Genomic DNA, 15,643 nt, shown 5'->3' with positions numbered 1-15,643 from the left:
GCGCTCAGCCAACCAGATTCCGGAGATACGCGACGGCGTCCGCCAGCGCGACATTCTCCGCTACGCCGGTGGCCCGGTCCTTGATTTCGACGACGCCGTCCGCCAGGCCGCGGCCGACCACCAGGATGGTGGGGACCCCGATAAGCTCGGCATCGCCGAACTTCACGCCCGGGGACACTTTGGGGCGGTCGTCGTAAATGACCTCCAAGTCGGCCGCTTCCAGGTCCGCGGCCAGCTTTTCCGCTGCTTCGAATACCTCGGCGCCCTTGCCGGTGGCCACGATGTGCACGTCCGCCGGGGCCACCTGGCGCGGCCAGACCAGGCCCTTGGCGTCGTGGTTGGACTCCGCCAGGGCAGCCACGGCCCGGGTCACGCCGACACCGTAGGAGCCCATGGTCACCGTGGTGAGCTTGCCGTTCTGGTCCAGCACCTGCAGGCCCAGCGCCTGGGCGTATTTGCGGCCCAGCTGGAAGATGTGCCCCATCTCGATGCCGCGGGCCGCTTCCAGCGGACCGGAACCGTCCGGCGCTTCGTCGCCCTCGCGGACCTCGACGGCCTCGATCGTCCCGTCCCAGCCGAAGTCCCGGCCGGCAACCAGGTCGTAGACGTGCTTGCCGGGCTCGTTTGCACCGGTGATCCAGCGGGTGCCCGGGACGATGCGCGGATCGACCAGGTAGAGCAGCTTAGTGGAGCCTTCCAGGCCCAGCACCGGAGCGTCCGTGCTCAGGCCCGGACCGATGTAGCCCTTGACCAGGCCCGGGTTCTTCTTCAGGTCCTCATCGGAGGCGGCTTCGACCGCCAGTTCACCGCCGATGGGCAGGTGGGCGCCGATGTTGGCCTCCACCCGTTTCAGGTCCACGGCGCGGTCGCCGGGAACGCCGATGACCACGATCTGCCGTTCGCCGGTCGGCAGGGAAACGGCGAGCACGACGTTCTTCAGCGTGTCGGCGGCGGTCCACTTGCCGCCGTCGAGCGGGAACAGTTCATTGGAAACGTCCACCAGAGTCTCGATGGTAGGCGTATCGGGGGTGTCCTCGACGTGGGCGGCGGGAGCGTCGGTGTAGTCGATCTCCGCCGGCACTACGGTGGTCACGGCCTCGACGTTCGCCGCGTAGCCGCCCGGGGACCGGACGTAGGTGTCCTCGCCGACCTCGGTGGGGTGCAGGAATTCCTCACTCTTCGAGCCTCCCATGGCACCGGAGACGGCGGATACGGCCACAACTTCCAGGCCCAGCCGTTCGAAGATGCGCACGTAGGCACGTCGGTGCGCCTGGTAGCTCTCCTCCAGTCCGGCGTCGTCGATGTCGAAGGAGTAGGAGTCCTTCATGATGAACTCGCGGCCACGCAGCAGGCCGGCCCGCGGGCGGGCCTCATCGCGGTACTTGTTCTGGATCTGGTACAAGCTGACCGGCAGGTCCTTGTAGGAACTGTAGAGATCCTTGACCAGCAGCGTGAACATTTCCTCGTGCGTGGGGGCCAGCAGGTAGTCCGCGTCCTTGCGGTCCTTCAGCCGGAACAGGTTTTCGCCGTATTCAGTCCACCGGTTGGTGGCTTCGTACGGCTCGCGCGGCAGCAGCGCCGGGAAGTGGACTTCCTGGGCGCCGATAGCGGCCATCTCCTCGCGGATGATCTGCTCCACCTTGCCCAGCACCCGCAGGCCCAGGGGCAGCCAGCTGTAGATGCCGGGAGCCGCGCGGCGGATGTACCCGGCGCGGACCAGCAGCCGGTGGCTGGCGACCTCGGCGTCGGCAGGGTCTTCGCGCAGAGTGCGCAGGAACAGGGTGGAAAGGCGAAGGACCACGCTTGAAAATCCGTTTCTTAAGACAGGCGGCAGGGCCGCAGCCGCGACCCGGATAAACACTGTCTACTAATCTAGCGGTTCCGCGCCCCGGTTCGTGAACGGCGCCGGCCCTGCCGCCTGCGTGCCGCCGCTGCGGGCCCGTCAGTCGGTGTTGCGGTTTCCGGAGTCCCCGTCTGTCCGCCGCCGGTTTCGGCCTCATCCTTGGCGAATACCTCATCCACCAGGTCCTCGAGCCCCTGCTGTTCCTGGTCCCCCAGCTCCGCTCCGGTCTTCGTGGCCACGACCAGCAAAGACCCCTGCGCGGCCGAAACCTGCATCAGCATCTGCGTATTGTCGCCGTCGCGGGTGCTGACGGTAGCGAACGTTTCGTCGCCCTCGGTCTGGGCCTGTAGCTCCTCGCCGCTCACGTTGTACCGCTGTCCTGCCACCTCGAGGGTGCAGGAGACCATCAGCACACTTAGTTTCTGCGGATACTCCGGCAACTGATGCGGGTACAGGGAACCTCCGCTAAAACAGGACCGTCGCGAAGGTGCCGATCTGTTCGAACCCGACGGCCCTATAGGTGGCCAGGGCGCGGGCGTTGTAGTCGTTGACATAGAGGCTGGTTACCGGTGCCACCTGGCGGGCAGCGTTTACCATGGACGCCATGTAGCCGGCGCTCAGCCCCTGGCCGCGGTACGCCGGATTCATCCAGACGCCCTGAATCTGCGTGGCGCTGCTGGATACGGTTCCCAGTTCGGCCTTGAAAATGACCTGTCCCGCCGCATCCACGTCGATGAACGAGTGCCGGCGCTGGATGAAGCCGCGCACGCGGTGGCGGTAGTAGTTGTCGCCGCCGGAGGTCGGGGAATAGCCGACTTCCTCTTCGAACATCGCCACACAGGCCGGAAGCAGGATGTCCAGCTCGCTGGCCTGGGTGGTCCGCAGGCCGGCGTTGGCGGCGACTTTCGGCGCGGTACGGATTTCCAGCAACGGCTGGTTCGGCCGAACATCGAAAGGCCGCGGGGTGGCCCACTGGAGGCGGGACCAGATCGCCAGCACGCCTTCCGCCGGCCCGAAAATCGAGGAGAACCGGCGGCCGGATTCGCCCAGGTACTGCCCGAAAGCCGGTCCGGTTTCCGCCGTGACAGCTACCGGAACCACATTGACACCGGCCCAGCAGGCACTGACCATTGTGCCGGCGTCGAAATAGCCCAGCATCCGCGCTCCGGTGGACGTGGAGGCGGCGGTGCCGGACACTTCAAGATGCGAGGCCACGAAAATGTTCGCCACCGGGTCCTGGTTGACCAGGGTCCATAGGACGTCCGTGTCCCCGTCGTCAAGGACACGGACCTCCCCGTCCGGACACGGACCCTCAAGGGAGGATTGCCCGGGAACTTCGAGGGGGCGTCCCTCAGCTCCCGTGGTCAGCACATCCGAGGGCGGGAGCTGCGGAGAATCAGCTGACCGTAACCACGGGGCCACCCGGGACAGCATCCTCGCCATCGCTTCCACCCATCTCTTCGGCAATTCTCATCGCTTCATCAATGAGTGTCTCAACAATCTGGTCCTCAGGAACAGTCTTGATGACCTCACCCTTCACGAAAATCTGGCCTTTTCCGTTGCCGGAGGCCACGCCAAGGTCGGCTTCGCGCGCTTCGCCCGGACCGTTGACCACACAGCCCATGACGGCGACCCGCAGCGGAACCTCCATTCCCTCCAGTCCTGCGGTGACCTGGTCCGCGAGGGTGTAGACGTCCACCTGGGCGCGGCCGCAGGAGGGGCAGGAGACAATTTCCAGCTTGCGCGGCCGCAGGTTCAGGGACTGCAGGATCTGGTTGCCGACCTTGATTTCCTCGACCGGCGGTGCGGAGAGGGAGACGCGGATTGTATCCCCGATGCCCTTGGACAGCAGGGCGCCGAAGGCGGTGGCGGACTTGATGGTGCCCTGGAACGCCGGCCCGGCCTCTGTCACGCCCAGGTGCAGCGGCCAGTCGCCGCGTTCGGCCAGGAGCTCGTAGGCCCGGACCATGACCACGGGGTCGTTGTGCTTGACGGAAATCTTGAAGTCGTGGAAGTCATGTTCTTCGAACAGGGAGGCTTCCCAGATGGCGGATTCGACCAGTGCTTCGGGGGTTGCCTTCCCGTATTTCTGCAGCAGCCGGGGGTCCAGCGAACCCGCATTCACGCCGATGCGCAGGGAGGTGCCGGCGTCCTTGGCAGCCTGGGCGATTTCCTTGACCTGGTCGTCGAACTTGCGGATGTTGCCGGGGTTGACGCGCACCCCGGCGCAGCCGGCGTCGATCGCGGCAAAGACATATTTGGGCTGGAAATGAATGTCCGCGATAACCGGAATCTGGGACTTCTTCGCGATGATCGGCAGCGCCGCGGCGTCGTCCGCGCTGGGGCAGGCCACACGCACAATGTCGCAGCCCGCGGCGGTGAGTTCGGCGATCTGCTGCAGCGTCGCGTTGATGTCCGTCGTGGGGGTGGTCGTCATGGACTGGACGCTGATGGGCGATTCGGATCCGACTCCCACGGCGCCGACCTTGATCTGCCGTGTCTTGCGACGGGGTGCAAGTACGGGCGGTGGTGCAGCGGGCATTCCGAGATTGACCGAGGTCAAGGGTCCTCCATTGTGCCTGGATGGCAGTTAACGATTACGCCGGGCCGGCGTCTTACTAATTATGCGCTCTGAAGCTGACAATGCTGGCTAGGCAGCGGTTCAGCCCTGGTTGGCAAGCAGGCCGATGACCGGATTCCACTCGGTGGTCTTCATGCCGGAAATCACGCCGACGGAAGCGAACGGATCCTGCTTCAGGGTCTCGTTGAGTTCGTCCTCATCGGCTGCGGTGAAGATGAGCAGGGCGCCGCTGCCGTCAACGAAGGGACCCGAGGTCAGCAGGCGCCCGGCTTGCAGCAGCTCGGCAAGCCAGGCGCGGTGGGCGGGGCGGTGCTCCGTGATCAGGTCGGTCGCTTCAGCGTCATAAACGTATTCCACAGCAAAAACACTCATGGGCAAAAGCCTACCTGCCGAGGGCCCGCGTGGCGCGACAGGCTTCGCGGGCGGCAGGTGACCGCTCCCCTGCTCCGGGTAGGTGGCGGCCGAGGTCAGCCGAACAGGTTGACCGGCTTGACGATGTCCGCGTAGATCAGCAGCGCTCCCATGCCCATGAGCAGCGCGGCGACAACGTAGGTCAGCGGGAGCAGTTTGGCGATATCGAACGGACCCGGATCGGGACGCTTGAACAAGCGGGCAGCTCCCCGCTTCAGCCCTTCCCACAGCGCACCGGCGACATGGCCGCCGTCGAGCGGCAGCAGCGGCACCAGGTTGAAGACGAACAAGGCCAGATTGACGCCGCCGAGCAGTCCGATCAGAGTGGCGACGCGAGACTGGAGCGGCACTTCCTCCATGGCGGAGATTTCGCCGGCGATGCGCCCCACGCCGACGACGCTGATCGGCCCGTTCGGATCCCGGGGTTCGCTGGAAAACGCCGCCTCCGCGACGTCGGCCACCCGCTGCGGCAGGTTGAGCACGACGCCGGTGACGTTGGCGATGTTCTCGCCGACGGCCGGCAGCACCTCGGTGGCCGGCTGAGGCACCAGTTCGGTACGCGAACCGACGCCGATGAACCCGACTTCCTCCATGACCGGCTGGTTGTCCGGCCCCATCAGCGGGCGGCCATCGATATCCGGAACCGGACGCTCGGTGAGCAGCGGGGTGATGGTCGACTCCACTTCCTGCCCGTCATGCAGGTAGCTGATCGGCACTTCCCGGCCGGCAGCGTCCCGGATCCAGGAAGACATTTCCTCCCAGCTGGTCACGGCCCTGCCGTCAAACTCGGTGATGGTGTCCCCCGGCTGCAGGCCGGCCGCGAACGCCGGAGCCACCGGATCCGTGTCCGTGCAGTCGGTCTGCCCGGTCGCCGCCTGCTGGCTCGCGGGGACGACGCACCGGTAGACGTCGCTGACGGTCGTTGTTGCCTGCGGCGAGCCGAAGCCCATGATCAGGACGGCAAACAGGACCACGCCGATGACCAGGTTCATGGCCGGTCCGCCGAGCATGATGATGATGCGCTTCCAGATCGGCAGCTTGTAGAAAACGCGGTTCTCGTCCCCGGGCCCTATCTGCTCCGCTGCGACCTGGCGGGCGTCGGCCGCCAGCTGCTGGAACATTCCGGTGCTGGACTTGCGGACGGATTGGCCGTCGTCGCCCTTGGCTGGCGGAAACATACCGATCATCGACACATAGCCGCCCAACGGAACGGCCTTGACGCCGTACTCGGTTTCACCTCTCCGGCGGGACCAGAGCGTGGGGCCGAAACCGATCATGTACTGCGTTACACGGACCTTGAACAGCTTGGCTGGCACCAGGTGGCCGACCTCATGGAGTGCGATCGAAACGGCGATGCCCACCGCCACGAACAACACACCAAGGATGAAAAGAAGAACGGTCAACGGATTTCCTTCGGGTATTCCTTCACGTGCGGTCGGCTGGATGCAGGGTCGTCACAGCGGCGCCCCCAACCCTAAACGTTCGCGGGCCCTGAAGCGTGCCCAGCTTTCGGCCGCCAGCACGGATTCCAGGCTCAGCTCCGAGGATCCCTCATGCTCTGCCACGACGGCAGCGACTGTATCCACGATGTCCAGGAACCCGATCCGGCCGTCATGGAAGGCGTTGACGGCTTCCTCATTGGCCGCGTTGAAGACAGCCATGCAGGTACTGCCCTCCGCGGCCGCTTCCTTGGCCAGCCGGACCGCGGCGAATGCTTCTTCATCGAGCGGTTCGAAGGTCCAGGTTGCCGCCTTGGTCCAGTCGCACGCCGGCGCCGCTCCCGGCACCCGGGCCGGCCAACCCAGGCCCAAGGCGATCGGAAGCCGCATGTCCGGCGGGGAGCATTGGGCGATGGTGGAACCGTCCGTGAACTGGACCATCGAATGCACCACGGACTGCGGGTGGACCACCACGTCGATGCGGTCCAGCGGGATATCGAACAGCAGGTGGGCTTCGATCACCTCAAGGGCCTTGTTGACCAGGGTCGCCGAATTCGTCGTCACCATCCGGCCCATGTCCCAGGTGGGATGGGCCAGCGCCTCCTGCGGGGTCACGCCGGCCAGTTCGGCGCGCTTCCGCCCCCGGAATGGGCCGCCAGATGCCGTCACGACCAGCCGGTCGATCTCCGCGCCGGTCCCGGAACGCAGCGCCTGGGCCAGGGCCGAATGTTCCGAATCCACTGGCACAATCTGTCCGGGTCCCGCAGCATTCCGCACCAATTCGCCGCCGACGATCAGCGATTCCTTATTAGCGAGCGCCAGGAGGTGGCCGGCCCGGAGCGCGGCGAGTGTCGGGGCGAGGCCGATGGAACCGGTAATGCCGTTAAGTACGACGTCGGCCGCCGGCCAGGCGGCGATGGTTGCCGCTGCGTCCGGGCCGGCGAACAGCTGCGGCTCATAGCCGGACCGGCCTGCCGCACGGGCCGCCGCCTCGATCGCTTCCTTCAGCCGGCCCGCGTCGCCGTCGGCAATGCCGACGGCTTCAGCCTGGGTGTGGACGGCCTGGCGCGCGATCAGGCCGAGGTTGTTCCCGCCGGCCGCGAGCGCGACGACCCGGAAACGGTCCGGGGCGGCGTCCACAACGTCGATGGCCTGGGTTCCGATGGACCCCGTCGAGCCGAGGAGGACCACATTGCGCCGCGGCGGAACTTTCCCGTCCGCCGGGAACGTAAATCCGTTTCCGGCGGACGGCGGCAGGGACAGGCTCGGCTGGCGGGGAAGGTCCATGCCTTCCAGTATCCCGCACAGTCAACGGGAGCCTATTCCTGCATGGCCCGGGCACGGCGAACAGTCTGCCGGGCGTGCCGAAGCACAGGCTCATCCACCATCCTGCCGGCGAAGCGGAAGACACCGCGCTCGTGCCGGGCCGCTTCGAGCAATGCCACGGCTGCCTCCACTTCCTCCGCGGAAGGGCGGTAGGCCGAGCGGATCACCGGCACCTGGCCGGGATGGATGCAGGCCTTGGCGGTGAACCCGCTGGCGACCGCGTCGGCGGCTTCGGCCTCCAGCCCGGCCAGGTCGGCGATGTCCAGGTAGACCGAGTCGACCGCGGACTTGCCGTTGGCTCCGGCGGCCAGCAGGACGCTGGAGCGGGCATGCAGTGCGACCTCGCGGTAGCTGCCGTCGGCGGTCCGGCTGGAGGTTCCGCCCAGGGAAGCCAGCAGGTCCTCCGCGCCCCACATCAGGCCGAGGACGTCAGGCGCGGCGGCGATGGCGGGAGCGTTCACGATCCCTGCCGCGGTTTCGCACAGCGCGACGACCCGGAATCCGGCAACGGCAGCCAGCTGTTCGGCACTGGACGCCTTGGGCACCATGACAGTCCGGTAATCGGTCCGGGCGAGGGCGTCAAGGTCGAGCGGGAAGTCTTCTGTCCCGATGGCGTTGACCCTGACCATCGTCTGCTCCGGATCAAGTCCGCTGTCGACCAGCGCGGCGCGGGCGGCTGTCTTGTCCGCAGCCGCCACGGCGTCCTCGAGGTCCAGGATCACGGTATCGGACCGCTGGGCGGCCTTGGCGAAGCGCTCGGGCCGGTCGGCCGGGCAGAAGAGCAGGGCCGGGCCCATCGCGAACGGGTCCATGAACGGTTCCTCCTGTCCGCCGCGTCTTGGCTGCGCCGTCAGTCCGCAGTGCTGCCGGCCTGCTGGAGCTGGGACTTGCGGTGGGCTTCCTCGGTCCACATCAGCACGGCCCGGGTAGCAACGGCGACGACGACGCCGTCCTGGTTCCGGGCCGTATGTTCCATCGTCACGATTCCCTGCCCGGGCCGCGATGACGACAGCCGCTTGTCCGTCACGACGGTTTCCGAGTAGATCGTGTCCCCGTGGTAGAGCGGGTGCGGAAATTTCGCGTCCGTCAGGCCCAGGTTGGCCACGATGGTTCCCTGGGTCAGCTGTGCCACGGAGGAGCCGACCAGTGTCGAGAGGGTGAACATGGAATTGACCAGCCGCTGCCCGAAAGGCTGCTTTTGCGCCCAAGCTGCGTCCAGGTGCAGGGACTGGGTGTTCATGGTCAGGGTGGTGAAAAGGACGTTGTCCGCCTCGGTCACCGTGCGTCCCGGCCGGTGGGCATAGGTGACACCGGTCTCGAACTCCTCGAAGTACAGGCCGCGCTGTTCGATGACCCGGTTCATACCGACAGCTCTTGTTCTTCCTCCAGCAGCTCCGCGCCGGTGGCAGCCACGACGTCCTCGACCGACACTCCGGGCGCCAGTTCGCGCAGCACCAGGCCTTGTCCGGTCACGTCGATGACGGCCAGATCGGTGATGATGCGGTCCACGCAGCCCTTGCCGGTCAGCGGCAGGGTACAGCGCTCCAGGATCTTGGGGTTCCCGTTCTTGTCCACGTGCTCCATCATCACGATCAGCTGCTTGGCACCGAAGACCAGGTCCATGGCGCCGCCCATGCCCTTGACCATCTTGCCGGGGATCATCCAGTTGGCCAGGTCTCCGTTGGCGGCCACTTCCATCGCACCCAGGACGGCCACGTCGACGTGTCCGCCGCGGACCATGCCGAAGGAGGTTGACGAATCGAAGAACGCTGCCCCGGGATTGACCGTGACCGTTTCCTTGCCTGCATTAATCAGGTCCGGATCCAGCTGGTCCTCGGCCGGGTACGGCCCCACGCCCAGGATCCCGTTCTCCGAATGAAGGACAACCTCCACGCCCTCGGGAATGTAGTTCGGAATCAGCGTCGGCATGCCGATACCCAGATTCACGTACTGCCCGTTCTTCAGCTCCTTGGCCACCCGGGCCGCCAGGTCGTTCCTGGTCCAGCCCTTCGTGCCCGGATGCGTGTTGTCAGCGTGCGCTATTTCGTGCCGCACAACTTCGGGCCGCGGAGGCGGCCCTGAAGCTGCATCGAAAGTCCGCAGGCCCGTATTGTCCGCCGGTTCCATGTCCGTCCTCCTGGCTCAGTAGATTGTTCGTTCAGTCGGATTGTTCGCCGGTGCCCGGTTCCTCGTGCGGCAGCCCCACCCCGAGCGAGGTTCCCGCAATGGGCGCCGACCCCGGAGTGACGGCTTCCTCCGAGGCGTAGGGGCGGGCAGCGTGGGCTTTCAGCGATACCGTCCGCTTCTCGATCCGCTTTTCGACGCCGGGCGCCGGTACCACCCGCTGGACGAAGATCCCCGGGGTATGGACATGCTCCGGATCCAGCTCGCCGGGCTCCACCAGCTCCTCGACCTCGGCAATGGTGATCCGGCCGGCCATGGCGCAGAGCGGATTGAAGTTCATCGCGGCGGCGTGGAAGACGAGATTGCCGTGCCGGTCCCCGCGGAGCGCATGGACCAGCGCGTAGTCCGGCCGCAGCGACTCCTCCAGGACGTAATCCTGGCCGCCGAAGCTGCGCACCTCCTTGGGCGAGGATGCCTGCGCAACCCCGCCCTCGCCGTCGTACTTCTGGGGCAGGCCGCCTTCGCTGATCTGCGTGCCGACGCCGGCCGAGGTGTAGAAGGCGGGGATGCCGGCTCCGCCGGCCCGCAGCTTTTCGGCCAGTGTGCCCTGCGGCGTGAGGATGACCTCCAGCTCACCGGCCAGGAACTGGCGCGCGAATTCCTTGTTTTCCCCCACATAGGAGCTGACGGTGCGCCGGATCCGGTGGTCCGCCAGCAGGATGCCCAGGCCCCAGTCGTCGACACCGCAGTTGTTGCTGATGGTCTCGAGGCCGGAGGTGCCCTGCGCATGCAGTGCGTCGATGAGCGCGACCGGAATCCCGCAGAGTCCGAAACCGCCGACGGCGAGGGACGCCCCGTCCGGGATGTCCGCCACCGCCTGGGCGGCGCTGGCTACTACCTTGTCGATCACAGTTCTCCTCCTTGAGTCCGCCATGGAGCCTGGACAGGTGCGCCGCTGCCGCGGCTACAGCCCCAGTTCCCTGGCAATCAGCATCAGCTGGACTTCCGTGGTTCCTTCGCCGACTTCCAGTATTTTTGAATCCCGGTAGTGGCGGGCCACCGTGAACTCGTTGATGAACCCGTACCCGCCGAAGATCTGCGTGGCATCCCTGGCGTTGTCCATGGCTGCCTCTCCAGCTACCAACTTAGCGATGGATGCCTCGGTCTTGAAGGGTTTGCCGGCCAGCATCCGTGCTGCGGCATCGTAATAGGCCAGCCGCGCGGTATGCGTGCGCGCCTTCATCCGCGCGATCTTGAACGCGATCGACTGGTTAGCGCCGATGTGCGTGCCAAAGGCGCGGCGGTGCTTCGCGTACCGCACCGACTCGTCCACGCATCCCTGGGCGGCACCGACGGCCAGGGCGGCGATGGCGATGCGGCCTTCATCGAGGATCTGCACGAAGTTGGCGTAGCCGCGCCCCCGCTCCCCCAGCAGATTCGCTTCCGGAACGCGGACGTCCCGCAGCGTCAGCGGGTGGGTATCCGATGCCCTCCAGCCGACCTTGTCGTAGGCTTTCTCCGCCGTGAAGCCCGGGGTGTCCGTCGGGACCAGGATGGTCGAGATTTCCTTCTGCGCCGATCCGTCCGCACGCGTTGCCGTTCCCGTAACGGCCGTGACCGTGACCAGCCGGGTGATCTCCGTACCGGAGTTCGTGATGAACTCCTTGCTGCCGTTGATCACCCAGTGCCCGTCCGCCAGCTCGGCATGGGTCCTGGTGCCGGAGGCATCCGATCCGGCCTCGGATTCGGTCAGCCCGAAGGCGGCGAGCGCCCGGCCGCCGGCCAACGGCGGCAGCCATTCCTGCTTCTGCTCCTCGGTGCCGAACCGGTAGATGGGCATGGCTCCGAGGGAGACCCCGGCTTCGAGCGTGATGGCTACGGACTGGTCCACCCGTCCGAGCTGCTCGAGGGCCAGGCACAGGGCAAAATAGTCGCCGCCCATGCCGCCGTATTCCTCCGGGAACGGCAGCCCGAACAGGCCCAGGTCCGCCATTTTCGCCACGACTTCATAGGGAAAGCTGTGTTCCTCATCGTGCCGGGCGGAAACCGGGGCCACGACTTCCTCGGCGAACTCGCGGACCGTGTCCGCCAGATCCTGGTATTCCTCGCTGAGCTCAAAGTCGGGCATGGTCAGGCTCCTTCATCTTCCGGTTCTGCTTCCGGGCGGATGCTCGCCACCACCTGGTCCGCCTTGACCAGGTCCCCGGCCCGGACGTTGACGGTGACGGTTCCGGCCACCGCCGCGGCCAACTGGTGTTCCATCTTCATGGCCTCCACGGTCAGGATCGTCCGGCCGGCCTCCACCCGTGCGCCGGACTCGACAGCCACTGCGACGACGGTTCCCGGCATGGGCGAGCGAACGTCGGGATGGGCGGCGCTGTCCGCCCGCGCTACCGCAGCCAGCTGCTCCTGGAGACGGCGGCGCCGGCCGCGCAGCTGAACTTCGACGGTCCAGCCCGCCTCGCCCAGCCACAGCGTTGTGCCGTGTTCTTCCAGGTCAGCCGGTTCCGCAGCCGGCGGCTCCTGGGCCAGCCACAGCTGGCTGGTGATGCCCTCGAGGGTGAGGCTGGCCCGGCCGGAATCCAATAGCTGCAGGCTCGCGGGCCGCCGGGGACCGTCTCCGACGGCCACTGCCCCGCAGTGCCACACCAGAACATCGACGGCGTCAGCCGCCGGGACCTGAAGGCTGACCCGGACCGGACGGGGTTCCCCTATCCGCCAGCCGACGGCCGAGGTCCACGGCGACGTCCCTCCGGCAGCCGTGAACCGGCGGGCGTACAGGTACAGTGCGGCAGCGGTGAGTTCCCGCTCCCCGGGGTGGCGGAAGGCGAATCCCGGCAGCGTGCGTTCGATCAGCCCGGTGTCCAGGTGGCCGGCGACCACCTGCGGGTCGTTGACCAGCATCCGCAGGTACTCGATGTTGGTTTCCACGCCCAGCACCGTGGTGCCGGCGAGCGCCGTGTCCAGCCGCCGCAGCGCCTGGCCGCGGTCGGCGCCCCAGGCGATGACCTTGGACAGCAGCGGATCATAGCTGGACCCGATCTCCAGTCCCGGGACCAGCGAACTGTCCACCCGGACGTGCTCGCCGGAGGCTTCCTGAAGCGCCAGCACCGTGCCGGCGGACGGCAGGAAGCCGCGTTCCGGGCTCTCCGCGTAGACACGGGCCTCGACGGCATGGCCGGTCAACACCACATCGTCCTGGGCCAGGGCCAGCGGCTGGCCGGCGGCAATCCGGAGCTGCCACTCCACCAGGTCCAGCCCGGTCACCAGTTCCGTGACCGGATGCTCCACCTGCAGGCGCGTGTTCATTTCCATGAAAAAGAATTCGTCCGGCGCCGCGTCGGAGACCAGGAACTCCACTGTCCCGGCGCCGCGGTAGTCCACGCTGCGCGCCGCGTCGCAGGCCGCCTGGCCGATGCGGGCGCGGGTGGCGGCGTCCAGCAGCGGCGACGGGGCCTCCTCGATGACCTTCTGGTGGCGGCGCTGCAGCGAGCATTCGCGCTCGCCCAGGTGGATCACCTGGCCGTGGTTGTCCGCCAGGACCTGGACTTCGATGTGCCGGGGGGTGGCGATCAGCCGCTCCAGGAAGAGCGTGTCATCACCGAAGGCGGCCGCCGCGACCCGGCGCGCGGCGCCCAGGGCCTCCGGCAGCTCTTCGGGCCGCTCCACCACATGCATCCCCTTGCCCCCGCCGCCGGCGGAGGGCTTGATGAGCAGGGGGAAGCCGATCCGCTGCGCCGCCTCCGCCAGCTGCGCATCGGTGAGGCCCGGCTCCGCCAGGCCCGGGACAACCGGAACCCCGTGTGCAGCGACGTGGTTCTTGGCCCGGATCTTGTCCCCCATGACGTTCAGCGCCCCGACTCCGGGGCCGATGAACACGATGTCTGCTTCGCCGCACGCGCGGGCGAAGGCCTGGTTCTCGCTGAGGAAGCCGTAGCCGGGATGGATGGCCTCCGCTCCGGTGGCCTTGGCGGCCTCAAGGATGGCATCGGTCCTCAAGTAGCTTTCCGCCGCCGCCGCCGGACCGATGCGCACGGCGACGTCGGCGTCCCGCACGTGGCGGGCACCGGCGTCGGCGTCGCTGTGGACGGCAACGGAGCGGATCGCCAGCCGCCGCAGCGTTGAGATCACGCGGCAGGCGATCTCGCCGCGGTTGGCCACCAGGACGGTGCCGAAGAGATACCCTCCGTTGCTCACCGGGTTCATCGCGGTCACATCCGGAACAGACCGAAGGAGGTATCCGGCAGGGGCGCGCGCGAGCAGACGTCAAGGGCTAGCCCCAGGACGGTGCGGGTGTCCGCAGGGTCGATTACGCCGTCGTCCCACAGCCGGGCGGTGGAATAGTACGGGCTGCCCTGCGCCTCGTACTGCCCGCGGATCGGTGCTTTGAAGGCCTCCTCGTCCGCCGCGGTCCATTCCTCGCCGCGGGCCTCCAGCTGCTCCCGCCGGACCGTGGCGAGTACCGAGGACGCCTGGGCGCCACCCATCACGGAAATCCGGCTGGCCGGCCACATCCACAGGAACCGCGGCGAATAGGCCCGCCCGCACATCGAATAGTTGCCGGCGCCGAAGGAGCCGCCGACGATCACCGTCAGCTTCGGCACCCGGCAGGTGGCGACGGCGGTGACCATCTTCGCCCCGTGCTTGGCGATCCCGCCGGCCTCGTAGTCCCGGCCCACCATGAAGCCGGAGATGTTCTGCAGGAAAACCAGCGGGATGCCCCGCTGGTCGCACAGCTCGATGAAGTGCGCGCCCTTGAGCGCCGATTCGCTGAACAGCACCCCGTTGTTGGCCACAATTCCAACCGGGTGGCCGTGCAGCCGGGCGAAGCCGGTGACCAGGGTGGACCCGTATTCCTGCTTGAATTCGTGGAATTCGCTGCCGTCGGCCAGCCGGGCGAGGATCTCGTACACGTTGTAGGGTGCCTGCACGTCCACCGGCACCGCGCCGTACAGTTCGGCAGGTTCGACGGCGGGCGGCCGGCTGGGCGCGATCTCCCAGGCAGGTGCCGCCGGGGCGGGCAGCGTGGAAACGATCCGGCGGACAATCTCCAGCGCATGCCGGTCGTCCTCGGCCAGATGGTCCGTCACCCCGGACACCCGGGAATGGAGGTCCCCGCCGCCCAGTTCCTCGGCTGTGACAATTTCACCGATGGCGGCTTTCACCAGCGGTGGACCCCCCAGGAAAATGGTGCCTTGGTTCCGGACAATCACTGTTTCGTCGCTCATCGCGGGCACGTACGCGCCGCCGGCGGTGCAGGAGCCCAGTACAGCCGCAATCTGCGGGATCTTCGCGGCCGAAAGCCGGGCTTGGTTGTAGAAAATCCGACCGAAATGGTCCCGGTCCGGAAACACCTCGTCCTGCCGGGGCAGGAAAGCGCCGCCGGAATCGACCAGGTAGATGCACGGCAGCCGGTTCTCCAGCGCCACCTCCTGGGCCCGCAGGTGCTTCTTCACGGTGATGGGGTAATACGTGCCGCCCTTGACCGTGGCGTCGTTGGAGATGACGAGGACGTGGCGTCCGTGGACCAGGCCGATGCCGGCGATGATCCCCGCCCCGGGGGACTCGTCGTCGTACATTCCCGTGGCGGCCAGCGGCGAAAGTTCCAGGAAGGGGCTGCCTTCGTCCAGCAGTTGGTCGATGCGTTCGCGCGGCAGCAGCTTTCCGCGGGCCAGGTGCCGTTCGCGGGACCGTTCCGGGCCGCCGAGCGCGGCGGCGGCCAGCCGTTCGCGCAGGTCGGCGGCCAGCGCACGCTGCGCGGCATCGTTCCCGCGGAAATCAGGGGCCGCGGTGTCCATCCGGGAGGCCAGAGTCTCCATCGACGTCCTTCTGCTCGGCCGCGTTCCCGGCCGCATGCCGCTGCCGGCGGTAGCCAGGAAACGCGATTCCGGTTAGTCTTTACTAACTGAATTCAGGTTA

At 67.2% G+C, this 15,643-nt stretch carries 14 protein-coding genes; all 14 read right to left on the bottom strand.

Annotated features, from left to right (window positions below; genetic code table 11):
• Positions 1 to 4 precede the first annotated feature (4 nt).
• Entirely contained in the window at positions 5 to 1,801 is a 1,797-nt protein-coding gene (locus AC5RWU_RS06940; RefSeq protein ID WP_494028777.1) for a proline--tRNA ligase, read from the bottom strand.
• A 71-nt stretch (positions 1,802 to 1,872) separates the two neighbouring features.
• The gene (locus AC5RWU_RS06935; protein WP_494028778.1) at positions 1,873 to 2,256 is read right to left on the bottom strand and encodes a hypothetical protein; all 384 of its coding nucleotides are present in this window, start codon (positions 2,254 to 2,256) and stop codon (positions 1,873 to 1,875) included.
• A 52-nt stretch (positions 2,257 to 2,308) separates the two neighbouring features.
• Positions 2,309 to 3,214 (bottom strand): GNAT family N-acetyltransferase, encoded by a 906-nt coding sequence (locus AC5RWU_RS06930; RefSeq protein ID WP_494028779.1) that lies wholly within the window; start codon positions 3,212 to 3,214, stop codon positions 2,309 to 2,311.
• A 25-nt stretch (positions 3,215 to 3,239) separates the two neighbouring features.
• A complete protein-coding gene (gene ispG / locus AC5RWU_RS06925; protein WP_494028780.1) occupies positions 3,240 to 4,406 on the bottom strand; it encodes a flavodoxin-dependent (E)-4-hydroxy-3-methylbut-2-enyl-diphosphate synthase in 1,167 nt (388 codons plus the stop codon).
• Positions 4,407 to 4,505: 99 nt separating this feature from the next.
• Positions 4,506 to 4,796: a YciI family protein gene (locus AC5RWU_RS06920; protein WP_494028781.1), complete on the bottom strand. Its 291-nt coding sequence runs from the start codon at positions 4,794 to 4,796 to the stop codon at positions 4,506 to 4,508.
• A gap of 95 nt (positions 4,797 to 4,891) precedes the next feature.
• Positions 4,892 to 6,238: a M50 family metallopeptidase gene (locus AC5RWU_RS06915; RefSeq protein ID WP_494028782.1), complete on the bottom strand. Its 1,347-nt coding sequence runs from the start codon at positions 6,236 to 6,238 to the stop codon at positions 4,892 to 4,894.
• Positions 6,239 to 6,289: 51 nt separating this feature from the next.
• Complete coding sequence (dxr, locus tag AC5RWU_RS06910) at positions 6,290 to 7,561, bottom strand: 1-deoxy-D-xylulose-5-phosphate reductoisomerase (protein WP_494028783.1); 1,272 nt, start codon at positions 7,559 to 7,561, stop codon at positions 6,290 to 6,292.
• Positions 7,562 to 7,593: 32 nt separating this feature from the next.
• Positions 7,594 to 8,412: an HpcH/HpaI aldolase/citrate lyase family protein gene (locus AC5RWU_RS06905; protein ID WP_494028784.1), complete on the bottom strand. Its 819-nt coding sequence runs from the start codon at positions 8,410 to 8,412 to the stop codon at positions 7,594 to 7,596.
• Positions 8,413 to 8,450: 38 nt separating this feature from the next.
• Complete coding sequence (locus AC5RWU_RS06900) at positions 8,451 to 8,963, bottom strand: MaoC family dehydratase (RefSeq protein ID WP_494028785.1); 513 nt, start codon at positions 8,961 to 8,963, stop codon at positions 8,451 to 8,453.
• Positions 8,960 to 9,727: a CoA transferase subunit B gene (locus tag AC5RWU_RS06895; RefSeq protein WP_494028786.1), complete on the bottom strand. Its 768-nt coding sequence runs from the start codon at positions 9,725 to 9,727 to the stop codon at positions 8,960 to 8,962. The genes AC5RWU_RS06900 and AC5RWU_RS06895 overlap by 4 nt, the downstream gene beginning before the upstream one ends.
• 31 nt (positions 9,728 to 9,758) lie before the next feature.
• Positions 9,759 to 10,634, bottom strand: coding sequence for a CoA transferase subunit A (locus tag AC5RWU_RS06890; protein WP_494028787.1), 876 nt, complete (start codon positions 10,632 to 10,634; stop codon positions 9,759 to 9,761).
• Positions 10,635 to 10,688: 54 nt separating this feature from the next.
• Positions 10,689 to 11,852 carry an acyl-CoA dehydrogenase family protein gene (locus tag AC5RWU_RS06885; protein WP_494028788.1) on the bottom strand — a complete coding sequence of 388 codons (1,164 nt, stop codon included), beginning with the start codon at positions 11,850 to 11,852 and terminating at the stop codon, positions 10,689 to 10,691.
• Between the two features lie 2 nt (positions 11,853 to 11,854).
• Positions 11,855 to 13,930, bottom strand: a complete 2,076-nt coding sequence (locus AC5RWU_RS06880; protein WP_494028901.1) for an acetyl/propionyl/methylcrotonyl-CoA carboxylase subunit alpha — start codon at positions 13,928 to 13,930, stop codon at positions 11,855 to 11,857.
• A 5-nt stretch (positions 13,931 to 13,935) separates the two neighbouring features.
• Positions 13,936 to 15,543 carry a carboxyl transferase domain-containing protein gene (locus AC5RWU_RS06875; protein WP_494028789.1) on the bottom strand — a complete coding sequence of 536 codons (1,608 nt, stop codon included), beginning with the start codon at positions 15,541 to 15,543 and terminating at the stop codon, positions 13,936 to 13,938.
• Positions 15,544 to 15,643 lie beyond the last annotated feature (100 nt).

The sequence above is a fragment of the Arthrobacter sp. B0427-1-12 genome (assembly GCF_059092905.1).
This window is presented reverse-complemented; position numbering and strand designations above follow the sequence as displayed.